This window comes from Halosimplex aquaticum (assembly GCF_028747785.1).
Taxonomy (GTDB): domain Archaea; phylum Halobacteriota; class Halobacteria; order Halobacteriales; family Haloarculaceae; genus Halosimplex; species Halosimplex aquaticum.
This window is the reverse complement of the sequence record NZ_CP118158.1, coordinates 4661783-4685449: the sequence shown is the minus strand read 5'-3', so window position 1 is coordinate 4685449 and position 23667 is coordinate 4661783. Positions and strand designations below refer to the sequence as shown.

General features: G+C 63.5%; 21 protein-coding genes. 7 read left to right on the top strand and 14 right to left on the bottom strand.

Features of this window, described 5'->3' with window-relative positions; translation table 11 throughout:
* The first annotated feature begins 6 nt into the window (after positions 1 to 6).
* Genes PSC72_RS23075 through PSC72_RS23065 form a run of 3 tightly spaced genes read left to right on the top strand, consistent with a single transcriptional unit; the run spans position 7 to position 2402 of the window.
* A complete protein-coding gene (locus tag PSC72_RS23075; protein WP_274323768.1) occupies positions 7 to 573 on the top strand; it encodes a hypothetical protein in 567 nt (188 codons plus the stop codon).
* Positions 560 to 1456 carry a hypothetical protein gene (locus PSC72_RS23070; RefSeq protein ID WP_274323767.1) on the top strand — a complete coding sequence of 299 codons (897 nt, stop codon included), beginning with the start codon at positions 560 to 562 and terminating at the stop codon, positions 1454 to 1456. Before PSC72_RS23075 ends, PSC72_RS23070 begins: the two co-directional genes overlap by 14 nt.
* Positions 1449 to 2402, top strand: coding sequence for a hypothetical protein (locus PSC72_RS23065; protein WP_274323766.1), 954 nt, complete (start codon positions 1449 to 1451; stop codon positions 2400 to 2402). The genes PSC72_RS23070 and PSC72_RS23065 overlap by 8 nt, the downstream gene beginning before the upstream one ends.
* A 66-nt stretch (positions 2403 to 2468) precedes the next feature.
* Here the strand turns inward: PSC72_RS23065 and PSC72_RS23060 are convergent, their stop codons facing one another.
* The 3 genes from PSC72_RS23060 to PSC72_RS23050 all read right to left on the bottom strand — a co-directional run bounded on the left by PSC72_RS23060 (position 2469) and on the right by PSC72_RS23050 (position 4759).
* Positions 2469 to 3167, bottom strand: coding sequence for a hypothetical protein (locus tag PSC72_RS23060; RefSeq protein ID WP_274323765.1), 699 nt, complete (start codon positions 3165 to 3167; stop codon positions 2469 to 2471).
* A gap of 395 nt (positions 3168 to 3562) precedes the next feature.
* Entirely contained in the window at positions 3563 to 4243 is a 681-nt protein-coding gene (locus tag PSC72_RS23055) for a hypothetical protein (protein ID WP_274323764.1), read from the bottom strand.
* A gap of 300 nt (positions 4244 to 4543) precedes the next feature.
* Complete coding sequence (locus PSC72_RS23050) at positions 4544 to 4759, bottom strand: hypothetical protein (protein ID WP_274323763.1); 216 nt, start codon at positions 4757 to 4759, stop codon at positions 4544 to 4546.
* A gap of 765 nt (positions 4760 to 5524) precedes the next feature.
* Here PSC72_RS23050 and PSC72_RS23045 point away from each other — a divergent pair.
* Together PSC72_RS23045 and PSC72_RS23040 are read left to right on the top strand one after the other, a co-directional pair.
* Entirely contained in the window at positions 5525 to 5971 is a 447-nt protein-coding gene (locus PSC72_RS23045) for a DUF5805 domain-containing protein (RefSeq protein WP_274323762.1), read from the top strand.
* Positions 5964 to 6989: a tyrosine-type recombinase/integrase gene (locus PSC72_RS23040; RefSeq protein ID WP_274323761.1), complete on the top strand. Its 1026-nt coding sequence runs from the start codon at positions 5964 to 5966 to the stop codon at positions 6987 to 6989. The genes PSC72_RS23045 and PSC72_RS23040 overlap by 8 nt, the downstream gene beginning before the upstream one ends.
* Before the next feature lie 668 nt (positions 6990 to 7657).
* On the opposite strand, the gene xacF is transcribed toward PSC72_RS23040, so the two are convergent.
* A complete protein-coding gene (gene xacF / locus PSC72_RS23035) occupies positions 7658 to 9109 on the bottom strand; it encodes a 2,5-dioxovalerate dehydrogenase (protein WP_274323760.1) in 1452 nt (483 codons plus the stop codon).
* Positions 9110 to 9263: 154 nt separating this feature from the next.
* Here xacF and PSC72_RS23030 point away from each other — a divergent pair, with 154 nt between their 5' ends.
* Positions 9264 to 10505, top strand: a complete 1242-nt coding sequence (locus PSC72_RS23030; RefSeq protein WP_274323759.1) for a mandelate racemase/muconate lactonizing enzyme family protein — start codon at positions 9264 to 9266, stop codon at positions 10503 to 10505.
* 498 nt (positions 10506 to 11003) lie between these two features.
* Entirely contained in the window at positions 11004 to 11765 is a 762-nt protein-coding gene (locus PSC72_RS23025; protein ID WP_274323758.1) for an IclR family transcriptional regulator, read from the top strand.
* A gap of 291 nt (positions 11766 to 12056) precedes the next feature.
* Here PSC72_RS23025 and thsA read toward each other — a convergent pair whose 3' ends face one another.
* The 10 genes from thsA to PSC72_RS22975 form a co-directional block, all read right to left on the bottom strand.
* Complete coding sequence (gene thsA / locus PSC72_RS23020; protein WP_274326216.1) at positions 12057 to 13745, bottom strand: thermosome subunit alpha; 1689 nt, start codon at positions 13743 to 13745, stop codon at positions 12057 to 12059.
* A 105-nt stretch (positions 13746 to 13850) separates the two neighbouring features.
* A complete protein-coding gene (locus tag PSC72_RS23015; protein WP_274323757.1) occupies positions 13851 to 15035 on the bottom strand; it encodes an oligopeptide/dipeptide ABC transporter ATP-binding protein in 1185 nt (394 codons plus the stop codon).
* 3 nt (positions 15036 to 15038) lie between these two features.
* Positions 15039 to 16172 carry an ABC transporter ATP-binding protein gene (locus PSC72_RS23010; protein ID WP_274323756.1) on the bottom strand — a complete coding sequence of 378 codons (1134 nt, stop codon included), beginning with the start codon at positions 16170 to 16172 and terminating at the stop codon, positions 15039 to 15041.
* Between the two features lie 42 nt (positions 16173 to 16214).
* Positions 16215 to 17240: an ABC transporter permease gene (locus tag PSC72_RS23005; protein ID WP_274323755.1), complete on the bottom strand. Its 1026-nt coding sequence runs from the start codon at positions 17238 to 17240 to the stop codon at positions 16215 to 16217.
* Between the two features lie 2 nt (positions 17241 to 17242).
* The gene (locus PSC72_RS23000; RefSeq protein ID WP_274323754.1) at positions 17243 to 18265 is read right to left on the bottom strand and encodes an ABC transporter permease; all 1023 of its coding nucleotides are present in this window, start codon (positions 18263 to 18265) and stop codon (positions 17243 to 17245) included.
* A 38-nt stretch (positions 18266 to 18303) separates the two neighbouring features.
* A complete protein-coding gene (locus PSC72_RS22995; RefSeq protein WP_274323753.1) occupies positions 18304 to 19026 on the bottom strand; it encodes a YIP1 family protein in 723 nt (240 codons plus the stop codon).
* A gap of 19 nt (positions 19027 to 19045) precedes the next feature.
* Positions 19046 to 20020, bottom strand: coding sequence for an AAA family ATPase (locus tag PSC72_RS22990; protein WP_274323752.1), 975 nt, complete (start codon positions 20018 to 20020; stop codon positions 19046 to 19048).
* Positions 20021 to 20111: 91 nt separating this feature from the next.
* Positions 20112 to 20645, bottom strand: a complete 534-nt coding sequence (locus PSC72_RS22985) for a DUF7519 family protein (protein ID WP_274323751.1) — start codon at positions 20643 to 20645, stop codon at positions 20112 to 20114.
* Positions 20645 to 22663: a DUF58 domain-containing protein gene (locus PSC72_RS22980; RefSeq protein ID WP_274323750.1), complete on the bottom strand. Its 2019-nt coding sequence runs from the start codon at positions 22661 to 22663 to the stop codon at positions 20645 to 20647. Before PSC72_RS22980 ends, PSC72_RS22985 begins: the two co-directional genes overlap by 1 nt.
* The gene (locus PSC72_RS22975; protein ID WP_274323749.1) at positions 22653 to 23648 is read right to left on the bottom strand and encodes a DUF4129 domain-containing protein; all 996 of its coding nucleotides are present in this window, start codon (positions 23646 to 23648) and stop codon (positions 22653 to 22655) included. Before PSC72_RS22975 ends, PSC72_RS22980 begins: the two co-directional genes overlap by 11 nt.
* Positions 23649 to 23667 lie beyond the last annotated feature (19 nt).

Here is a 23667-nt window from a genome sequence, read left to right as displayed (position 1 = left end):
GAAACCATGAAACGATTAGCTGCGACTATCGCGCTGCTGGCGCTGTTCGCTGTGGTGCCTACTGGCGTGGTTGCACAGGCCGAGAACGGGACGCAGAGCGGTCCCGGTGTCGAGATGCCCAAAGAGTCGGGCGTGCAGGTTCAGGACGGCCTCGTCATCGTCTCCTCGTCGTACACCGCTGTGGATGAGATGCAAGGCTTCGAGACTGGAGAGGCGACGATTGTCCTCCGATCTGACTCACCGGTCGCGGTGACGCTGGCTGACGCGGGTGCGTTCTTCACGAACCAAGACCGGGAGATCAACCGGCGGACAGTCGTCGTCAACGGACGCGCCGAGCTGAAGTTCGCCGTCACCGAGCGGAACGGTCGTGTCGGCGTCTCCATCTCGACGGACGAGACGCTGTACGGCCATGTGATTCGGAAAGGTGGAAACACCGACTTCGTGCCGGGCGGCCCGTCCCCCGAAGATACGTGGCTGGCCGGTGCGACGATATTCGGCCTGTTCGCTGTAGCGATGCCCGGCGCGTTCATCGCCAACCGGAAGATGAGAGGTAAAGAGCATGACCAACACTGAACCGCCGAACCCGCAGGCTCCCGCGAAGCCGTCGAACCGCGAGCTGATGGTAGAGGTCCTGAGGTATACGGCCATCCCGCTGCTGGTCGGTATCCTGTGCCTCGTCGGCCTCGCACTGGTCTGGTGGTATGGTCTCCCGGCTCGGCCGATCTCCATCGTGCTGTTGTCCGGGATGATCGGTGGTCCGTTCATCGTCTGCTACGCGTTTCTGTTCGCGTACATCTATCAGAAGCGCCTCGACGTGCCGATCGTGCTGAACGACCCGGACGGCCAGTATTGGGGACTCAAGTACCTGCATCCCGACGAGTTCGGAAAAGCCGAAATCGAGGGTGACAGGCTCGCCACCCGTCACGGTCGCGCCACCGGCGAGACGATCTACTTCGCCGAAGGCCAGCGGATCGAGCAGCGCGAAGAAGTCGACCAGGAGAGCGGCGAGAAGAAATCCGTCGCTCGTCGAGTCCTCGAATCGACGTGGGAAGGTGAAATCAGTACCCAGCGGTTCCTCGAAGCCAAGACCGCGCTCGACCAGCAGCGGAAGAAGCTGGTCCCGCTGGCTTTCGAGGGCCTGAAGGCCCGCGCTGGCGCGGACATGCAGGTTCTCGAAAACACGGACCGGCTCGGTCACGCGCTGCTCGCCGGCGCCGAGGAAGACAACTTCCTCGTCGACGAGGACGGGAACCCGATGGAGTTCGAGCTGGACGTTGATACTGATGCATCCCTCGACGGGTTGATTCCTCGCCGGTCGGAGTCCGACGACCAGGACGAACGCGCCGAGGCCGATCGTCCAGGCTCGTCGGATATCCAAGGTGAGACCGATCCGCTTGCCGAGAACGGCTGGCCGGACGCTTCTGAAAACGGAGAGGAGCCTCAAGAACATGAGTGACAACAACAATTCAATCGGTATCGGAGCTGCTGAGTGGCGAGAAGTCGCGGAAGGGCGATTGACGGACAACAACCGGGTGTACCCCCTCGCTCCCTTCCTGGAAGGGAGACCGCTGTACCGGTACATGCACTACAAGAGACGATATCCCCGGTTGCTCGAAATCAACGAGGAAGCGGAGATCGACCTTCCTCCGACCTTCGAGCAGTCCCAATACTGCCAGAACCTCGTAGCCGCGCACGGTTCCCCGGTCGCTTCGAGAGCGGTCCGCAACGGGAACCTCGCGGTACTCTCCTGGCTGTCCGGTCTGACACGGCGTGACGCCGATTTCTCAAGCGCCCAGGTGTTCTCCCGTGTCGTGCGTGACCTGCGTCGAGATGGTTATCTGGGTGTCTTCCTCGGGCAGACAGATGGTGGCAAGACGAACTCCGCGCTCGTTGCTGCCGGACTGCACCTCCGCGATCAGTCCGATGCCATCCTCGCCACGAACGTAACAACGCTGGAGTGGCAAGAGCCCGAGCTGAACGAACGGACGAAAGAGGTCGAGTCCCGCTCGGAGCTCGAAAATCTGTGCGACGAACAGGAAGACGTCGTGGCTGTGCTTGACGAGATGAGTACCCAGGCGAACGCGCAGACCCAGAGTTACGAGGTGAACGACGAGTTTTACCCGCTGGTGACGTTCAAATCGAAACTCGGTCTGCGGATGTTCATCATCGGCCACCGAGAAGACGGGTACGACATCGCCCCTCCGATCCGGTCCCATGCTGACCACGTGATCGTCCAGCGTGCAGAAGAGACCGGCCTGGACGAGACCGAGTATCGGGCTGAGTTCTATCGGGATCTTGTCGACGGCGAGCCCGAAGACCTGGCGTACCAGCTCGACCCGGTCCCGCCGATCGCCGGTACGTACGACCCTGACGAACAAGCCGAGTTCGATATTTCTGGTTAGCGAGCGAGCCCGCGAGCGCCCCCCTCAATGGGGGGCTGAGCGGGCGAGCTTGGAAGGGTCTATATCTCAGCTACCTTGCGTAGGAGATTCGGTACCTGAATTGCATCTGCACTTGTCCCCTAGTCGCCAAAGTTCAATTCGACGGGCCGGTGAACTTGGCTCGTAAATCTTGTTCAATAGATTCTCGTCCCCCCTATCAGACTGTATCTTTCTTGGAACACGCGCACCACTAGGCGTCTTAAATGTGTAGTAGAAGTTCACCATTGCTGGGTTTTCTAACTTAGATTCTTCTTCAACTGGCCCATATTCTTTAATGGACTCTAAAATCCAGTCCTCCTCTATATTTGAAATTAAACTCCAAAACTCGCCTTCTTCCAAATGGAGTGGTTGTTCATGAGGTTTGATTTCCCATACCGGGTCACTGACCACTGTCTCTCCTTCTTCATTTTTTCTCTCAATGGCCGCAATTACCTGAAAATCAAGAGCAGCGCCCGGTCCAAAATTCCTGAATCCAAAGTCCATTTTTGATGTGTCAGAAATGTGCTCAAAGTCCTCTACTACAGCTGGACGCTCCTTATCAGGTTGATGGCGAAGTCTATACAACGCAAAAAATGCAGTCGCACCAGTAATTGACGCAAGGACTATTCTATGACTGATATACCCTATTGCGCCACTTGCTAATATAGATACTAAAAGAACTCCAAATGCAAGATCGTATTCGTCTAGGAATGGCGCAACGTCACGAATTATTGGTGGTTTCCACATGGTATCCTCTATTAATCACCTTTGGATAAATTTGGTCACTGTATGTCTTCTCTGACCTGTACGGGTTTGTTCTCTGACACTCTTCCGGTATAGGGTTTCGTGACGGTCTTCGCGTCGCTCTCCCTGATTATCTACCGACTCGTTCACCAGTAATACCATGTTGAGCAGGTCCGAAAAAGAGCCATAAGTGCAGGAAAGCAAGCGACTGCTTGGAACCCCGAGCGCCCCAAGGCGCGCTGCGGTCAACTATCACCGGAAACGATCCCTCGGGGACTGACCCAGAACGCCGGTCGGCGCGGCCCTATCGTAAGTTGGCACCACTCGCGATGCGGTGCTTTGCAATCTTGTAGCGATTTTTAGAAGCAAGCCCTCCTGAATCAGAAATCCGAATCCTATTATAAATATGGCAGTTCGTCTCTTTCAACAATCACTGCAATTGTGAAAAGTAGTAACAATCCAGAAAGCACCTCTATCCAACTAATCGGTCTACCTCGTGCATAAACAAATCCGATAACTATGGTCGATGAGATACTCATCATCAAAGTCATCCTCGTGATTCTGTCTTTTAATTTCGCTGATTCGTGTTTCTCGCCATTCTCATCCAGATGCTCTTCTAACTCCGGGATTCGCTCCATTAGATACTCTTTCTCGTTATCGAATTCATAGAGAGACTTTGGAGACTCGCCTATCTCGCGAGATTCAGGGTTTTTGAGCCTTATATTGATTCCTCCATGCATTGTTGCTGTAACGAGATATACCGAAATAAAGGCGGTACCGGCTGTTAACATGACCATTTGGTCTGCTGTAACGCAGTTTTCAACCCCGAAAATCACGCAACTTGACTTGTCGAAAAGAAAAGACCGGACTCCAGAAAGACTTCCCGCTGTAAGTCCTGTTGCTATGATTCCGAGATATACTAGTAAGATCCTGAATAATTTACGACTGTGTTCACCCTCCTTTTCCCATGATGCTCTTTGGGTAGTTAGGAGATCATTGAGAAGATCATACCGATAGCGTAGAACTTCTAGATCCGGTTCAGAGTCTTTGCTTTCCTCACTCCCCTCATTCTCTGTCATTTGAAGTCATACACTAATTTTATTGTATAAATATCCGACGGTGGCGAGGTTTCCCGTAACCGTATACTTCACTTTCACTTCCACTCCGGACTAGGCTGGCCTTCTTACCTATACCGACATATGATTTACCGCGTATGCCGCTGGACGATTGGATAAGTTGCCCTGATGGGTGTGGAGCCCCGATTAGGAAAGTGACCCTCCCGGAAAGCCGGATCGGCCTGCAGTGCGTCGCTTGCGGCCGTAAAATCGAAGAACCGGTTCGGAGAGTGGATGCGGAGTATCGGACGATAGAACGGTAGACTAGTCGTCTTCAACAGCTTCGCGGACGGCCTCGACGATGAATTCCCTGCGTTCTTCCTGGGTCATATCCTCATCGTAGTTTTCGATCTCCTCCAGGACAGCGAGCTTCATCTCTATTGCATCTCGAACCCAGGCACTACGAGAATCTCCGTAGGACAGGTTCGCATCGAGCCGGTCAAGTAGGTCCTGATCCATATTGAACGTCGGCTGTGGCATTACTAATTGACTGAATCGCTAAGTCCATAATTTGGTGGGAACCAAGTTACTAACTTACTCAGCTACCTAGGGTTTTATTGGTAACTAGGTAATATACCAAGTTGCCATGCATCAGTCGAAAAGTTCGCTTTCGATCCAGCGACCCACCCTCAACGCCACGGCGAAACTTCGTTGCCCGGACTGCGACCACACCGAGGGTTGCACTAGCCATGCAGCTGCGGTGTCGCTCCAGACGTCTAAGCCATGCCCGAACTGCAACCGGATGATGGCGGTCGCCGGTGGTCGGCCGTGACCGGGGAAACGGCGTCGCTGAGTAAGCCCGTTGAACGCCTCACATTGACGCAACCCCTGGGGTGAGAGATGCGAAAAAGCCGTCCCTCACGATACCCGCCAAACTTCGCGAGTTGGGACCGAGAGAAGCAGATCTCGCACATGAAGCTGATCCACACCCGCGAAGGGATGATCCGCCTGCTTCTCGGGATGGCGAACTACGAGACCAGTCGGACAATCGACAGTCGAACGCGATTGACAAAAGCGGAATTAGCGGCGATCGTGTTGGCCCTCGACCCGGAGCTACAATAACCGGTACATTCCAATCCATGAAACCAGAATACCATCTAAATGGTCTTATTTGTGAGTGAATCCCCGGATTGAGGAACCGAGAATGGCGCCTACAGTCGATCTGAGGGCAGTTTCTGAATTGGGTATAGTATATCGGTGAGTGTGGCGGTAGATTGATATCGCTGGAGCGATACCGAAAAAACGATGGCAGAGAGCGAGTTGGACACGTCGCGTACGACCGTTCGAACGTACGTGCCGGCCTACCAGCGCCAGGAGTGGGACGACCACGCCGACGAACTCGGGATGAGCCGGAGCGAGTTCGTCCGGTCGATGGTACAGGCCGGTCGCCGCGGGTTCGGAGAGATCGATCGCAACGATTCCAGCGGGAACAGGTCTGTGGCTGACGATTCGGGGACGGAGTTTCCCGAGTCGGCTGGAGGTGCGTCTTCGGACGGCGACCCCCAGGGGATGGACCTCGAAGAACGGGTCGTCGGAGCGCTCGAATCGGCCGACTACCTGTCGTGGGACGATCTCCTCGGTGCAGTGACGGACGACATCGAAGCCGAACTCGAAGACACGCTCCAGGGCCTCCAAGCCGGCGGTCGCGTGACCTACAGCGGCCGGAACGGCGGCTACACCATCGATGAGTAGCGCCGAACGGGAGGCGACTGAATCCGACGACCCGGTGGCGTACTTCCTGGAGGACATCACGTTCCAGGGCAAGAGCCAACGCACGAGAGACGCCTACGAACGGGTCCTCCGGGAGTTCGAGGGGTACCTCGACGACCGCGGTCTCGAGCTGTCGGAGGCGAACCACCGCGACTGCATGGCCTGGATCCACCGGCTCCGCGGCTCTGTCGGCGAGAGCACTGTCGCCACCTACGCGTCCTACCTCCACCGCTTCTACGGATACATGACAGAGGTGGGGACGTTCGACGAGAATCCGATGGCACTCGTCCTCGAGGAGATCGACGAGTCGATCAACGTCGACCCCGAGCGCCGGGATATCACGGTGCCTGCGATGCGGTCGTTCGTCGCAGACGTCGGGAATCCTCTGGATAGGGCGGTGATCGTGACGCTCCTGAAGACGGGGATGCGGGCGGGCGAGCTCTGTAATCTGGACCGACGGGATCTCTCGCTGAACGACTCGCCCTTCGCAACGGACCACCGACCGCAGCTGGACGGTAAACCGGACTCGCTGTACGTCGACGCGTCTCCGAAGGCGGGTGACCGGTACAACGAAGAGGTGCGGACCGCGTCGAACAAGCGTAAACGGGCGACGACGATACCGATCGACGAGGAACTCGCCAGCGTGCTCGTCGAGTGGTTAGCGGTCAGGCCGGACCCGCGATCGGACGCCGACCCGCTCTTCCTCAGCACGGCAGACGAGTGGGGCAAGCGGCTCACGCCGGACATGGTCCACCACCTCGTCGAGATGCACGCACGCGACCAGGGCTGGTACCGCGACGGTGGCGGCGCCGAAGAGAACGTCACCCCCCACTACTTCCGGCACTTCTTCACGACGCACCTCCGGGACCGGACTGGTGACCGGGGAATCGTCAAATACCTCCGCGGTGACGTCGCTCAGGACGTCATCGACACCTACACGCACGACTGGGGCGACCGCGTCCGCGAGGTCTACGAAGCCAACATCTACCGGCTTCTCTGACCCCTACTCGGACGAGTTTGCCGTTCGATCTGAGCGAATAGTTCACTCATGTTATGATTACGGTTGTTCGATGGCGACCTTGTAAATCACATAACGCTATACTGAATCGGGGCGTTGTCGGTGGCTAGTTCGAGTCGTCGAACGGACGATGCGATCCGACTGGTCGTCCTGTTTCGAGCGCCGCTCACGTCGCTGCACGTATCGAGCCGGGTTTACTTGGCCCGATCAGGTGAACGTTCATCGCATTTTGCGCCTCCCAGAATTACACCCGTAGTACTGTCATGGCCAGCGTTCCTCACCGTTCGCGTCGTCTGTTCCAGAACTCACGTTCGGCTTATACGAACAGAAGTTGTGTAGTTGGGGACGAGTGTCCGTGGAAAATTCCCGTCGATCGCTCCGTGGTACTCCCCGTGAGGTACGATCTGAAACAGGTCTACGACCAAACTCGGCAAACAGGTGTTCGATAGAGCGAAACAATAGTGAAACGACGCTCACGGGGGATGGGTGCTGATCGAGAGGATCAGATGCGAAACGCAGCAACGCCCACGCGTCCGACAGCGACCGTATCCGGCAATATAGGATACGAACCCGAACTGTTCGACAGAAAACGGCCGTCAGGCCAGGTCAGCGAATCGGGAGCCGCGCTCCCGAGTTTCGGAACGACGCGGTTACGTGTTCAGGTAGACGGTCTTGATTTCGGTGAAGAAGTCGAGACCGGCGTCGCCCTGCTCGCGGTAGGTGTTCGTCGAGGAGTCCTTCTTGCCGCCGAAGGGCACGTGGAGTTCGAGACCGGTGGTCTTCTCGTTGACCTTCGCGACGCCGGCCTCGGTGCGCTCGATGAACTCGTGGGCCTCTTCGAGGTCGGTCGTGACGACGCTCGAGGAGAGGCCGAACTGGCTGTCGTTGGCGGCCTCGATGGCCTCGTCGAAGTCCTCGACCTCGGTCACGGCGAGGACCGGACCGAAGACCTCCTCCTGGAAGATACGCATGTCGCGCTCGACGTCGGTGAAGACGGCGGGCGTGACGTAGTAGCCGTTCTCGTACTCGTCGCCTTCGGGGCGCTCGCCGCCCGTCTTGTGGGTGGCGCCCTCGTTCGCGGCGACGTCGACGTATTCGAGCGTGGACTCGAGTTCGCTCTGCGTGACGTGGGGGGCCATGCCGGGGTCCTCCAGGCCGGGGCCAATATCGAGCGACTCGGCGTACTCGACGATGCCCTCGACGAACTCGTCGTAGACGTCCGTGTGGACGATGGCGCGAGAACAGGCGGTACAGGCCTGGCCGGTCACGCCGAACGCGCCGGCGCCGACGATGTCGACCGCCTCGTCGACGTCCGCGCTGTCCGTGATGATGGCCGGGTTCTTGCCGCCCATCTCTGCCTGCGCGCGAGCCATGTTGTCCGTCGCGGCGTCGTAGACGTGGTGGCCGACCTCGGAGCTGCCGGTGAACGAGACGGCGTCGATGCCGTCGTTCGAGGTCAGCTCGGCGCCGACGTCGCTGCCGGAGCCGGGGACGAAGTTGATGACGCCGTCCGGAAGGCCGGCGTCTTCGAGGGCCTCGACGAGGCTGGCGGCCGGGCCAGGCGCGGCCGAGGCGGGCTTGATGACGACCGTGTTACCCGTCGCCAGCGCGGGAGCGATCTTCCACGCGGGGATGGCGATGGGGTAGTTCCACGGCGTGACGAGGCCGGCGACGCCGAGCGGCTCGCGCTTCGTGTAGACCGACGTGCGACCGCCGCTCGGGCCTTTGCGCTTGCCGGCGTTGTCGGCAGCCTTCTCGGCGTAGTAGTAGAAGATGTCGATGGCGCGCTGGACCTCGCCTGCGGCCGAGGAAAGCGGCTTGCCTTCCTCGCGGGTGAGCTGCTCGGTCAGTTCGTCTTTCTGTTCCTCCAGCAGCTTCCCCGTCTCGCGGAGGATCGAGCCGCGGTCGGGCGCGGGCATCGCTTCCCAGTCGGCCTGGGCCTCGTTGGCGGCGTCGATCGCCTTCTGGGCGTCCTCGGTGGAGCCCTTGGCGTACTCGGCGACCGTCTCTGTCGTGTCCGCGGGGTTCTCGACCGCGAAGGTGTCCCCGCTTTCGGCGGACACCCACTCGCCGTCGATGTACAGGTTCGTGGTCTCTGTCATGCACGTAGACGGTCGTATGGTGTCCACTTACGAGTTTCCATACAGGATATCTTGAGCCCGTCTCGTTGACTCGGTTCCGGGTTCTCCTTTCGACGGTATCGACCGCGCGGATGTGGGAAACTTTATACAGGTGACCTCGCGAGGTGTGGACGTCATGGTAGATTTCGACAAGATCAGCGACCCGAACGCTGAGTACACGATGCGGGACCTCTCCGCGGAGACGATGGGCGTCTCGAAGGACCGCGGCGGCGTTCGCGACGCCGAGATCACCGACGTCCAGACGACGATGGTCGACGGCAACTATCCCTGGATCCTCGTCCGGGTCTACACGGACGCAGGGGTCGTCGGCACCGGCGAGTCCTACTGGGGCGGCGGCGACACGGCGATCATCGAGCGGATGAAACCGTTCCTCGTCGGCGAGAACCCGCTCGACATCGACCGCCTCTACGAGCACATGATCCAGAAGATGTCCGGTGAGGGCTCCATCTCCGGGAAGGTCATCTCGGCAATCTCCGGCATCGAGATCGCCCTCCACGACGTGGCGGGCAAGCTCGTCGACCTGCCGGCCTACCAGCTGCTGGGCGGCAAGTACCGCGACGAGGTCCGCGTCTACTGCGACCTGCACACCGAAGACGAGGCCAACCCGCAGGCCTGCGCCGAGGAGGCCGACCGCGTCGTCTCCGAACTCGGCTACGACGCCATCAAGTTCGACCTCGACGTCCCCTCCGGCCACGAGAAAGACCGGGCCAACCGTCACCTGCGCGGCCCCGAGATCGAGCACAAGGCCGAGATCGTCGAGGCGACGACCGAAGCCGTCGGCGACCGCGCCGACGTCGCCTTCGACTGCCACTGGTCGTACGCCACGGGCAGCGCCAAGCGACTGGCCAAGCGCCTCGAGGAGTACGACGTCTGGTGGCTCGAAGACGTCGTCCCGCCTGAGAACCACGACGCCCAGCGCGAGGTCACCCAGTCGACCGCCACGCCGCTGGCCACCGGCGAGAACGTCTACCGGACTCACGGCAACCGCGACCTCATCGAGAACGAGGCCATCGACATCATCGCCCCCGACATCCCGCGCGTCGGCGGCATGCGCGAGGGCCGCAAGATCGCAATGATGGCGGACATGTACTACATCCCCGTCGCCATGCACAACGTCTCCTCGCCCATCGGCACCATGGCCTCCGCGCAACTCGGCGCCGCCATCCCGAACTCGCTGGCCGTCGAGTACCACTCCTACGAGCTCGGCTGGTGGGAGGACCTGGTCGAAGAGGACGACCTCATCGAAGAGGGCTACATGGAGATCCCCGAGGAGCCCGGCCTCGGCCTGACCCTCGACCTCGACGTCGTCGAGGAGAACATGGTCGAAGGCGAGACCCTGTTCGACGCGGCTCCGTGAGCCGCGTCGAACCGGCGACGCGAAGCGTCGACTCGTTCGACGAGGCGTAAGCTTCGTCGAGCACGCCGAGCTTTGCTCAGCGGAGTTCGATCGGGCTCCCTGACCCCTCGGCACAACCGACTGTACGACCTGACCCCTCCACTCGTTCGATTACCCGAAACGCGGACCCTTCTTCGAATTTCTGTTTGCGTGACGGCCGCCGTCCTGAAAACAGCGGCCTGTATCGACTGTAGGTCTCCCGTCGGTGCGGCGCTCCGTCCGCCCACAACGCACATACTCCGCGGACCATCGATGGCTCCGCTATCAGATTACAAAACGCGGAATTCGAATCTGTAATGTTTCACCAACTGAAACGAGGATCGGCCGATTTCCACTTATACGCGGGGGTCACCGATCTGTGGGCGGCACTAGCGGACGGGAGCACGGGTGAAGTTCCCGGAACGAGAACGAAATTCCCTCGAACAGAACAGGTAAGTGGTCCGCTGGGTATACTCCGGTATGGACGAGCCGAAACACCCAGTTACGACAGTCGATAGAACGTTACAGATAGTCGAGATAATACAGGAGCTGGACGGGGCCGGCGTCTCGGAGATCGCAGACCGGGTCGACGTGGGGAAAAGCGCCGTCCACAACCACCTCAACACCCTCGCGAACCGGGAGTACGTCGTCAAGGAGGGCGACGAGTACCACATCGGGCTCGCGTTCCTCGGACTCGGTGCGTACGCCCGTCAGCGGAACGAGATCTTCGACGCAGCGCACAAGGAGGTCGACAACCTCGCCGACGAGACCGGGGAACTCGTCAATCTACTCGTGGAGAAAAACGGGATGGGCATCTACCTCTACCAGTCGCAAGGAGAGAACGCCGTCGAACTCGACACCTACGAGGGCAAGCGCGTCCGCCTGCACTGCACCGGACTGGGGAAGGCTATCCTCGGGTTCCGCCCGGAGGACGAAGTCACCGAGATACTCGACGAGCGCGGCATGCCCGCCGAGACCGAACACACTATCACCGACAGAGATGCCTTCTCCAACGAACTCGCCGCGATCAACGACCAGGGCTACGCCATCGACGAGGAAGAGCGACTCAACGGCCTGCGCTGCATCGCCGCGCCAATCACGGACGACGAGGACCGCGCAATCGCCGCTATCAGCGTCTCCTGTCCCGTCCACCGTGTGGACGACGACCGCTTCTACGAGGACCTCAGACAGGCCGTGCTCGGCGCTGCGAACGTCGTCGAACTCGAACACAACTACTCCTAGCCATCTTTTTCGCCGAGGGGTCGCCGCAGGCGACCCCGTCTGCTCACGGGCGGCTACGCCGCCCGTTCGCATGGTCCGAGGGACCTTCGGTCCCTCGCTAGCCAAAAACATGGGTGAAAAAGGCCGAACTCGCGCCGTAGGCGCGAATTCGGTGAACCGGTGCGCGAAGCGCACCGGATGCTAGAACAGCAAACTGCCAATTACTAATTTAGACGTACCGACACCGGAACTCAAGTAGAGCGTCCGCGCGCCGCAGGCGCGCGAGGAACTCTCCGCTGGAAAAAGTGGCTTCTACATCATGCCGCCCATACCGCCGCCCATGCCGCCCATGCCGCCAGCACCGCCGGGCGGGCCGCCACCGCCGGCCTCCTCTTCGTCGTCGCCGACGGAGAGGTCACCGGCGGAGATGACGTCGTCGATGCGGATGATCATCGTCGCCGCGTCCACCGCGGAGTCGACGGCCGTCGTCTTCACGCGGAGCGGTTCGACGACGCCGTCTTCGAACATCTCGACGAGTTCGCCCGTGTCGGCGTCGATGCCGACGTTGACGTCGCCGCCGTCGTGGCGCGCGGTCATGTCGACGAGCGCGTCGATGGCGTCGTGGCCGGCGTTCTCCGCGAGCGTTCGCGGGCCGTCCTCGAAGGCCTCGGCGAAGGCCTCGACGGCGAGTTGCTCGCGGCCCTCGACGGAGTCGGCCTCCTCGCGCAGCGCGAGCGCCGCCTCGATCTCCGGAGCGCCGCCGCCCGGCAGCACGGAGCCGTCCTCGATGGCCGCGGAGACGACGCCGATGCTGTCGACGACCGCGCGCTCGACCTCGTCGAGCACGTGCTCGGTGCCGCCGCGCAGCACGATGGTCCCGACGCCCTCGGTGGGGAGGTCGCTGAAGACGGTCGTGCTCTCGTGGTCGGCCTGTCGGCGGACGGTCAGGTCGCGGATGACGCGCTCGCTGACGGTGCCGGCGAAGCCGAGGTCGTCCTCGGAGACCGTCTCGAGGTCACCGACTCGCGTGGCGCCGGTGGCCTGCGCGAGGCGCTCGCGCTTGTCGTCGTCGACGCGGCGGTAGGCGGTGATGCCCTCCTTCGCGAGGCGTTCGGCCGCGTACTCGTCGATGCCGCCGTCGGCGAGGACGATGTCCGCTCCCGTCGCGGCGATGCGGTCGACCATGTCGGCGAGCTCGGACTGCTCGCGCTCGACGAAGCCCTGCAGCTCGTCCATGTTGCCGACCGTCGCCTCGGCGCCGACGTTCGTCTCCGACACCTCGATGGCGCCCTCGTAGATGAGCACGTTCGCGTCCTCGTGCTCGCGGGCCATGTTCTGGCTGACCGGTTCGATGTCGAAGAGGACGCCGTCGACGAACTCCGAGTCGTCGATCGAGGCGCCGTAGAACTGCCGCACGACGACCGCGTCCTGGTCGACGGTGCCGTCGTCGCGGACGGCCGCCTGGACCGCGGAGACGACCATCGAGGAGAGCAGTTCCTTCTCCGCCTCGGCGCCCTTGCCGGTCATCGCGGTGCCGGCCACCTGCTTGAGGATCTCCTCGTCGTCGGGGTCGACCTCGGTCGCCATGTCCTCGAACACGTCGAGGACTGCCTCGGCCGCGTGGCGGTAGCCCGCGACGATGGAGGTCGGGTGGATGTCCTGTTCGAGCAGGTCCTCGGCGTTCGAGAGGAGCGCGCCGGCGAGGATGACCGCGGAGGTCGTCCCGTCGCCGACCTCGGCCTCCTGGGTCGTCGCCACGTCGATAATCATGTCGGCGGCGGGGTGGTCGACGTCCATCTCTTCGAGGAGCGTCACGCCGTCGTTCGTGACGACGACGTTGCCGCCCTGATCGACGAGCATCTTGTCCATCCCGCGGGGGCCGAGCGTGGTGCGGATCGTCTCCGCGACCGCTCGTCCCGCCTCGAGGTTCATCGACCGGGCATCCTCGCCCGACGTGCGCTGCGATTCGTCGGAGAGGACCACCATGGGTCCGTCGGCCATCTGTCGTGCCATGTGTGCTCACAACCGCGTCTGGCGGAAATAAGATTTGCTTTCCGGGCGCTGTCGAACGCGGACTCAGCAGGAAAGGCGCGGCGGCGAGACGGTTCAGTCGCCGAAACCGGACTCGGACTCGGCGCCGTACTCGTCGTCCGGGCCGGCGAGTTCGTCGCTGTTCCAGTACTCGTGGGTCTCGAGGGCGCGGAAGCAGGCCGCGTCCGACTCGCCCGCAGTGTCGTAGAGACCCGGCTCCTCCCGCGTGCAGACCTCTCTGGCTTCCGGACAGCGGGTGTGGAACTTGCAGCCCGAGGGCGGGTCCTCGGGGTCGGGCACGTCCACTTCGCGGACCGGTGGGTCCTCCTGGATGCGCTCCCTGGCCAGGTTGGGGTCGACGGTCGGCGTCGACCACTTGAGCACCTTCGTGTAGGGATGGGTCGGATTCCGCAGGATCTCCTCCGGCGGGCCGATCTCCACGATCTCGCCGAGGTACATGATGGCGATCCGGCCGCCGGCGCGCTTGGCGAGATAGCGGGCGTTCGCCAGGTCGTGGCTGATGAACACGTACGACGTGTCGAACGTCTCCTGCAGGTCGAGGATGAGGTCCATCATCCCGACGCGCAGGCTCACGTCCAGCGCGCTGATGGCCTCGTCCGCGAGGATCACGTCGGGGTTCATCAGCAGCGCGCGACCGAGCGCGACGCGCTGTTTCTCGCCACCGGAGAGCTGGTGGGGGTACCGCTCGGCGTAGTCCTCCGGCGGCATCATGTCGACGTACTCCAGGTAGCGGTAGATGGTGTCCTCGCGCTCCTTGGGACCCAGTTCCGTCCGCCACTTCTTCAGCGGGTCCGAGAGGATCGCCTTGACGCGCCGCGAGGAGTTCAACGCGTTGGCCGGGTCCTGGTGGATGATCTGCATCGCGCGGCGGATCTCGGTGAACTCCGTCTCGGCCTCGCGCGGGTTCTCCTTGGCTTCCCAGATGTCCTGCCCGCGGTAGGAGACCGTGCCCTCGGTGGGCTTCTCCAGGCCGACGGCCGTCTTGCCGAGCGTGGTCTTCCCGCAGCCGGACTCGCCGACGAGGACGACGATGTCGTTCTCGTAGAGGTCGAAGCTGACGCCGTCGACCGCGCGGACCTTCTTGTCGGTCAGCGCGCGCTTGACGATGCCGCCCGGCTTGTAGTGGACCTTCACGTCCTCGACCGAGAGGACCGGTTCGTCGCTCTGTGCGACCGTCGTCTCCTCGCCCGAGACCTCGTCGGGCGTGACGTCGTCCGCCGTGGGTTCGTCTGTACTCATGAGTTACTCCTCCCTCGCCCCGTGGTCGAGCGAGTACTCCAGTTCGTTGCGCGCCTGGTCCGTGTAGAAGCACGCGGCCTCGTGGTCCTCGTCGACCGTCACGAGGTCCGGGTCCTCTATCTCACACCGGTCGTCCGCGATCGGACACCGCGGGTGGAACGAACAGCCGGTCGGGATGTTCACTGGGTCCGGCCGCGCCCCCTCGATGGGCTGCATCGAGTCGATGTCCGAGTCGATGCTCGGCACCGAGCGCAACAGCGCCCGCGTGTAGGGGTGGGCGGCGTCTTTCAGCAGCGAGCGGGTCTCGCCCACCTCGATGAACTCGAAGGCGTACATCACGCCGATGCGGTCCGAGAGCCCGGCGACCAGCGGCAGGTCGTGCGTGATGAACACGATGGTCAGCTCGAACTCGTCGCGCAGCTCCCGCAGCATCGAGATGATCGAGCGCTGCATGAGCAGGTCGAGCGCGGCCGTCGGCTCGTCCATTACCAGTACTTCGGGTTCGAGGACGAGCGCGAGCGCGATGAGCGCCCGCTGTTTCATCCCGCCCGACAGCTCGTGGGGGTAGGAGTTCATCACGCGGTCGGGGTCCAGGTGCAGCGCCTCGAAGAGGTCGTAGACGTGCTCCATGCGGTCTTCGAGGACCGCGTTGTGGGCCTGGATGGTCTCGTGGAAGTGCCCCTTGATCTTCATCGTGGGGTTGAACGAGTTCATCGCGCCCTGGAACACCATCGACACCTCCTCCCAGCGGAACGACTGGAGTTCGCCGTCGCTCATCTCCAGGACGTCCACCGAGTCGTCACCGACGGCGTCGTAGTCGCCGATCTGGTCGGTGGTCGGCGTGCTGCTGTCGTCAGACTCGCGCGGGTAGTAGGTGACGTCGCCCGAGAGGTGGCCGGGGTCCTCGACCGCGTCCATCAGGGCCGCGGCGAACATCGACTTGCCCGACCCGGACTCGCCGACGATGGCGAGGATCTCCTCGCGTCGGATGTCCAGGCTCACGTCGTTCAGTACCCAGGCCTGTCCGCGGGACATCCCGAACTGCACCCGGGCGTCCGCTACGCTCATGACAATGTCCTCGTCGGCATCGTCGGTCTCCTCGTCCGCTGTCGACTGGTTCGATTGTCCGATAGCCATGTCAGTTCACCTCCGGTCGTCGAGCGGGCGCGCGTCCGCACATCAGAGACCACCCGCGTCTTCCTGTTCGTCTTCCGGCACCGTCTCGGAGTGGCGGGCGAGCAGCCGGGGGTTGAACACCCGGTCCAGCCCCTGCGAGAAGAGGATGAGCGAGAAGCTCATCCCCGAGATCGCCAGGAGCGGGAAGAGCATCCAGTGTCCCGCCCGCCCGGGCGCCGCGATCGCGTTCCCCTGGCGGTACGCCTGCTGCATCATGACGCCCCAGTTGAACGAACTCCACGGGAGGACGCCGATGAAGTACAGCGCGACCGACTGGAAGATGACCGCCACCGCCGCGCCCGCCGCCGAGATGAGCACGAACGGCGCCACCTTCGGGACCAGTTCCTGCCCGACGATGGTCGGCGTCGAGAGCCCGATGGAGCGGGCCGCCTCGACGAAGTCCTCGTCCCGCAAGGCGAGCACCTGCGAGCGCAACATCCTGGCGAGGCCCGGCCACTGGTCGATGGCGATGATCGTCCCGACGATGAACGGGTCGTCGGGCGAGAAGATCGACGCGAGGACGATGATGAGCGGCAGGCCCGGGAGCGTGATGAACACGTCGGCGACCGTCATCAGCATCGTGTCGACGACGCCGCCCTTGTAGCCGGCTATCATGCCGACCAGGACCGCGACGCCGACGGAGAAGACGACCCCCGCCAGCGCCATCTGCATCATCGCGGGCGTCGAGTGGACGAGCGTCTTGAAGACGCCCCGTCCCATGCTGTCCGTCCCGAGCGGCATCGACCAGTCGACGAACGGCTTGAGGTAGTACGGCCCCTCGTTGATCTGCGGCTGGGGGACGAGCAGGACGCCGACGGTCCCCATCAGCACGTAGAACAGGATGCCCATGCCGCCGATGCGGGTCCGCCAGTCCTCCCAGGCGACGCGGAACGGCGTCGCGACGTAGAAGTCGAACGCGCGTCGGGCGCGCTCGGCCGGCGGCGTCCGCCGGCGCTCGACCTCCTCGTCGGTGCCGAAGATGCTTTCCTGCGTGACGCCTCCGTCGCTTTTCGGCGTTTTCTCGGACATCGTTAGTAGCTCTCCCTCGTGGCACCGGTCCCCGCTCGCGGGTCGATGAGCCCGTAGGTGAGGTCAGCGATCAGGATGGCCACCACCGTGATCCCCGAGAAGAACACGAACGCGGCCATCACGAGCGGGTAGTCCTGGTTTTTCACCGCTTCGAGCATGAACCAGCCGACTCCGTGGTACTGGAAGATGCGTTCGGTGATGACGTTCGAACTGAACATGCCGGAGATCCCCATCATGAAGCCGGTGTAGATGGGGAGGATGGAGTTACGGGTCAGGTATCGGCTGAGGATGCGGTTCGTGCTCAGCCCGCGCAGGCGCGCCGAGCGGAGGTAGTCCGCGCCGATGACGCGGACAGACAGCGCACGCATCCCGATCGCCCCGCCGGCGAAGCCGACGATGAAGTTCGACAGTATCGGCAGGGCGGCGTGCTGGGCGACCCCGATCATGAACTCCCAGTTGAAGCCGGGGTCGGCCGCGGGCGGTGCGCGCCCGCCGGTCGGGAAGATGCCCCACTGGAAGGCCAGCACCGAGAGCATCACGATGGCGGCCACGTAGTAGGGGATCGACCGCATGACGAGCACGAACACGGTGAGCCCGGAGTCGATCTTCGTCCCCTCGTGCCAGGCCATGAACACCCCGACCGCGATGGTCGCCGTGAACCCGAACAGCAGGCCGTACACGCTCAGGAAGATCGACCACGGCATCCCGCGGAAGAGGATGTCGAAGACGGGGTCCTGGAACATGATCGACTCGCCGAAGTCCTGGTACAGGATGATGTCCCGCAGCCACTCGTAGAACGAGATGGGGATCGGCTTGTCCGGGTTGATCCCCGTCAGCTGCTCGGCCATCTGCGCCAGCTCCTGCTGGTCGATCTGCTGGTTCTGCTCTTTCATCTGCTGGACGCGGTCGGCCATGAGCGCCTGTACCGGCCCACCCGGTACGAGTCGATACAACGCGAACGTGATGAACATCCCCAGGACGAACGTCACGATCGCTTGCGCGAATCGACGTATGTAATAGTTCATAGTGTGTGTTGGTGTCTCACAATCTCTTAATACTTCCGTCAGAGTGCGGTGACCGCGCCGTAGACGATGTACAGCGCGTATCCGACCGCCGGGACCGCCGCGACCTTGTACGCCTCGTCGACCGTCAGGTCGCGGACGTCCTTGATGGCGTACGCGCCGATGTAACCGGCCCACAGGGCGAAGACGACGCCGACGAGCGTCGCCGCGACGACGGCTATCTCGCCCGCCGCCTGCGACCAGACGGCGGGGGCGATGTCTTCCGCCAGGTTCGAGGTGGTCGTGATGTCTCCTTGTCCGATCTCCATCGTGACCGAAGTGTACGCCATCGCGGCCGTGTGGATCAGGTTCGCGATCAGGATCGGGAACAGCGTCCACGCCGCTCGCTTCATCGTCAGGTACGTCGTCCCGATGGTCGTGTAGAGCCAGCCGACCGCGTACATCCCCATGCCGTACCATATCCACACCAGGACGGCGCCGATGAGCGGTTCGAGCACGCGCTGCTGGAGCTGGAACCTGACGTCCTGGTTGATCGAGACGCCCTGAATGGTGCTGACCTGGTTGATCAGCTCCTGCAGGACGAGATAGTTACCCACCGCACCGACGACGCCCACCACCAGCACGAGCGCCAGCTCCGACTTGAGACCGCGCGTCCCGATGTACTCGTCGTAGAACCGCTCCGGGTCGACCAGCAGCGACCGGTACAGCCCCAGCGTCCTGCTGAGGTACGACCCCGGATTCCGAACCGCGTTTGAAACTCCCATTGTAGTCCTCCAGGTGTCGTTACGCCGGCGCCTCGATGGTCGGGACAGGGATCTCGTCGAGGACGTCGTCGACGATCTCCGACTTGTCGACGTCGTTGACCTGCGACTCCGCCGTCAGGCCCAGTCGGTGGGCGATGACGGGCTGGGAGACGGTCTTGACGTCGTCGGGCGTGACGTAGTTGCGGCCCTCGATGACCGCCTGCGCACGCGCGGTCTCGTAGAGGCGCTGGGTCCCGCGGGGGCTCATCCCGGTCTCGACCCGGTGGTCGTCACGAGTCGCTCGCGAGACGGCCGCGATGTACTCCAGCATGTCCTCGGTGACGGTGACCGTGTCGGGCACCGCCTGCAGGTCCATGACCCGCTGGTGGTCGAGGACCTGGCCGACGGTCGGCGTCGTCGACGTCCGGTCGTTGCGGCGCCGGAGCAGTTCGACCTCGCCGTCGACGTCGGGGTAGCCGATGGAGGACTTGACGTTGAAGCGGTCGATCTGCGCCTCGGGTAGCGGGAAGGTCCCCTCCTGTTCGACGGGGTTCTGCGTCGCGATTACGAAAAACGGCTCGGGCAGCTGCCGGGTGTCACCCTCCGTCGTCACCTGGCCCTCACCCATCGCTTCGAGAAGCGCCGCCTGCGTCTTCGGCGGCGCGCGGTTGATCTCGTCGGCGAGGACGATGTTGGCGAAGATAGGACCCTTGTTGAACTCGAACTCACCCTCCTGCTCGTTGTAGATGTACGTCCCCGTCACGTCGTTGGGAAGCAGGTCCGGCGTGAACTGGATGCGGGAGAACGACAGTCCCAGCGCCGTGGCGAAACTGTTCGCCGTCAGCGTCTTCCCCGTCCCGGGAACGTCTTCGAGCAGGACGTGCCCCTTCGAAAGCAACCCCACAAGCACGGTCTCCAGGAACTCCTCGTCGATGATGACCGACGACTGTATCTCGTCGATCACTGCATCCAACTCGTCGCTGGCCTCCTGGATGGATAGGTCGGTCTGTGCCATGGTAAGATAGCCCGTGCTTCTCCTCTTAATACTGACGGTGTAAGAGCGTTACGTCCCCGAGAAAAACTGACCGAACGACCGATTCGTTCGGCTACTGTCGGATCGACCAGATCAGGAACAGCGCGGCCAAAAGCAGCAGGGCCAGCGCCGGGATCGTGAGTCCCGCGCCGGCGGGCACGAGGTAGATCCCGTAGGAGATGCCCGCCGCGACGACGCCCACGAAGACGGTCGCCGCGGCGTGGACGGACTCGCCGCGCTGGGTGTCCGTCTGCTCGGAGAGCTGGCGGCCGACGCTGAAGGCGTTCGACCCGAGGTCGAACGAGACGATCGTCGCCAGGCTGGCGAACAGCATGATCTCCGGGACGCTGGAGAAGAAGCCGCAGGCGACGACGCCGACGAAGACGATGGCCGTCCCCGCGATCGTCAGCCGCTCGGACTCGAAGACGAACAGCCCGGCGGCGACGCCCGCCAGACCGAACAGCCCGATCGGCGCCGACAGCGGCGCGAACAGCCCGGTGACGACGACCGCGAGCAGCGCGGCCGCCACCGAGAGGATGCTGCTGAACCGCGCCGGCGCGTGCGTTACCTCGACCGCTCCCGTATCGGTGTCTGTCTCGAAGCTCATTATGCCCACCTCGTCTGTGCCTTCTGGATCTCGAGCGACAGCCGCTCGTCGGGGTCCCAGTCGAGCACGCGGATGCCCCGTTCGCGGAGATACCGGACCCGTGCCGTCCGTTCGATGCGCGTGAGCCGCTGGCCGACCGTCTCGTCGACGGTCACGTCGGGACTGATGACGGTGACCAGGTGGCCCTCGGAGTCGAGCCTGCGCGCCACTTCCGCCGCGTAGTCGTCCGCAAGCGGCGAGAAGAGGAAGATCTGCGACGTGCTCGGCAGGCGCCGGCGCACGTGAGTCATCGGGTCGATGTACTGGCTCTCGTGGTCCTGCCGTTCCGGCGGCCGGGGCGACAGCGCCGGGTGCTGGGCGAACAGCATCCGGGCGTTCTCCAGGTGCTCGCTGCCCGCGCCGGGGGCGTACCAGCACGGCACCGTGTCGAAGGCGGCGACGCCGACGAGGTTACCCTGGTCGTACAGTGCACCGAACACGTCGCTCGCGGCGTGGACCGAGTGGTCGACCGCGTGCGGTTCGTCGGGGCCCGCCGAGATGTACGCGCTCTGGCGGGTGTCGAACAGGATGGTGACCGTCGCGGCCTTCTCCTGGCGGAAGTCGATCGTCGCGAGCTCGCCCGTGCTCGCGACCTGCTTCCAGTTGATGCGGTTCATCGGGTCGCCGGGGCGGTAGTCGCGCACCGAGTAGAACTCCAGGCCCGACCCGCCCTGCTTGGTGTCGACGTCGCCGGCGTACTGCGTCGTCTGGGCGCGCACCGGCACGTCGTTAGTGACCCGTAGCGGCGGGATGACTCGCATCCCCGCGTCGGGCGTGACCAGCGACGTGCGCTCGACGCCGCCGCTGAAGTCGCGGGCGACGACCAGCAGCGGCCACTCGTACTCGCCGCGCTCGACGCGCACGGTGTACTCGATCTGGGCCTGTGCGCCCGCCTGCAGCGCGGTGTGCAGGCGCGGGACGCCGTCGGTGACGACGAACGAGTCCGGCACGGCGTCGATCAGTCGGAGGTCCGGCAGCATCGAGCCGCTCTCGTTCCGGACCGTGAGCGTCACTTCGACGAGGTCGCCCGGTTCGGGCTCGTCGACGTCGAACTCGCGCTCGACGACCAGTCCTTCCGTCCGGGGGACCGCCGAGACCCGCGCGTAGATGGTGTACGCGACGCCGACCGTCCCCGCGAGCATGAGTCCGGGGCTGAAGGTGACCGTCCCGATGCCGACCGCGACGAGCGCGAACGCCGTCACGCCCAGCCAGCGGTTGGTGTGCTGGAGCGCCACGTCCTCGAACGGCTCGCTCGTCTGGAACGTCGGGATCGAGGAGTTGGCCTCGTTCCAGTTCGACTCGACGGCGTCGTCCTCGTCACCGTCGTCGCCCGAGCGGCCCAGCAGGCGGTCGAGGAACGAGCGGTCGTCCTCGGTCTCGACCTCGACCGAGTGGCTCACGTCCACGTCGCCGACGCGGATGAGCTCCTCGACGGTCTCGCGGAACCTGTTCTCGAAGGCGGCCGCGTCGTCCGTCCCCGACAGCAGCGACTCCGAGAGGCCCGCTTCCTGGGCGGCCGTCCGCTCGCCCTGGAAGAACGACGCCGCCTGTTCGTTGTCGGTCCACTCGCCGGCGTCGATGACGCGCCGGGCCTCCTCGACCGAGCAGTCCTCGCGGTTGCGGATGACTGCGATGGCGAGGTTCTCCAGCCGCTCTTCGAGGTGTTCGCGGTTCTCGTTGACCCCCTGGCGCAGGTGGGTCATCTCGTAGAGCATCCGGTCGACGTCCTCGCCGGGCATCGGGTTGCCCGCCGGTCGCTCCGGGTCGGGCGTGACCGTCTCCTCGATCTCGCCCTTCAGGCGTCGACGGGCGACGCCGAAGCCCGTCACGGCGCCCAGCGCGCCGATGAGGAAGATGACCTCGTTGCCGAACGGGAGCGCGCTGCCGGCGCCCGGCGCGACGATCAACGCCATCGCGCCGACGAACAGGAGTGCCCCGACGGCGATCAGCAGCCGGTTGAGGGCGGTCTCAATATCCATCGTCCCCTCCCGCGTCGCCTCCGCGGCCGCCGCTCGTCCGTCCGCCGTACTCGTCCTCGATGTTCCGGAACACGTCGATGGCGAGCTGCTCGCGGCTCTCGGCGTCGCGCTTGCCGTAGCGGACCTCCTCGAACAGGCGCGTCAGCTCGCGGACGTCGTCCTCGCCGAGGCCGACCTCGATCGCCGCCTGGGCGAACTCGCCGGGCGTCGCGCTGTCGGGGTTGGGGACGTCGAGCATGCTCGTCATCTCCCACCACGCGCGGTAGACCTCGTTGTCCACGTCGGCGTTGTGCTCTTCGAGGCGGTCGGCCGCGCGACCGGCCGCGGCGGCCAGGTCCATCACGTCGGCCCCGGTGTCCTCGTCGTCGGCCTCCGGCTCCATCGTGGTGATGTCCTGGTCACCGGACGCCCGCATCAGGACGGCGGCCGTCGCCACCAGGACGATGCCGAAGATACCGAGGATGGCGGCGGGCGGGATGTCCATCGACGCGATGGGCGACTGGGTGCCGTTGGCGATGGCGCCTCGACCGCCGTCGCCCAGCCCCGGTCCGCCGACGCTCGCGCAGTCGGTCCCGAGGAAGTACCCCAGCAGCACCGGCGGCGCGAGTGCGTACAGACCGAGGAAGGCGGCGCCGAACGAGTAGCGGCGCTTGATCAGGAAGACGACCATCGCGGCGGCGCCGAAGTACGCCAGCCCGCCGTACCAGTTCGACAGCGGCTCGATACACGTCGTGTACTGGACCGCCGAGTTGCCGGGGTTCTCGGAGGACCGGTTTACCGGGTTGCCGCCGCCGGAGCTGTCACCGCCGCCTCCCCCCTGGTTGTCCTGGGGGTTCTGCCCCGGATTCTGCAGCGGTTCCCCACCACCAGGAGCCCCCGTGTCGACGGTCGCCGTGATCGTCGCGGCCCCGACCGCGATGGCGGCCATCGCCACGAGCCCGATCACGACGAAACGGAGGGCTTCCTGTGACACATAATCATCCATACTACGTCTTGTACGATCC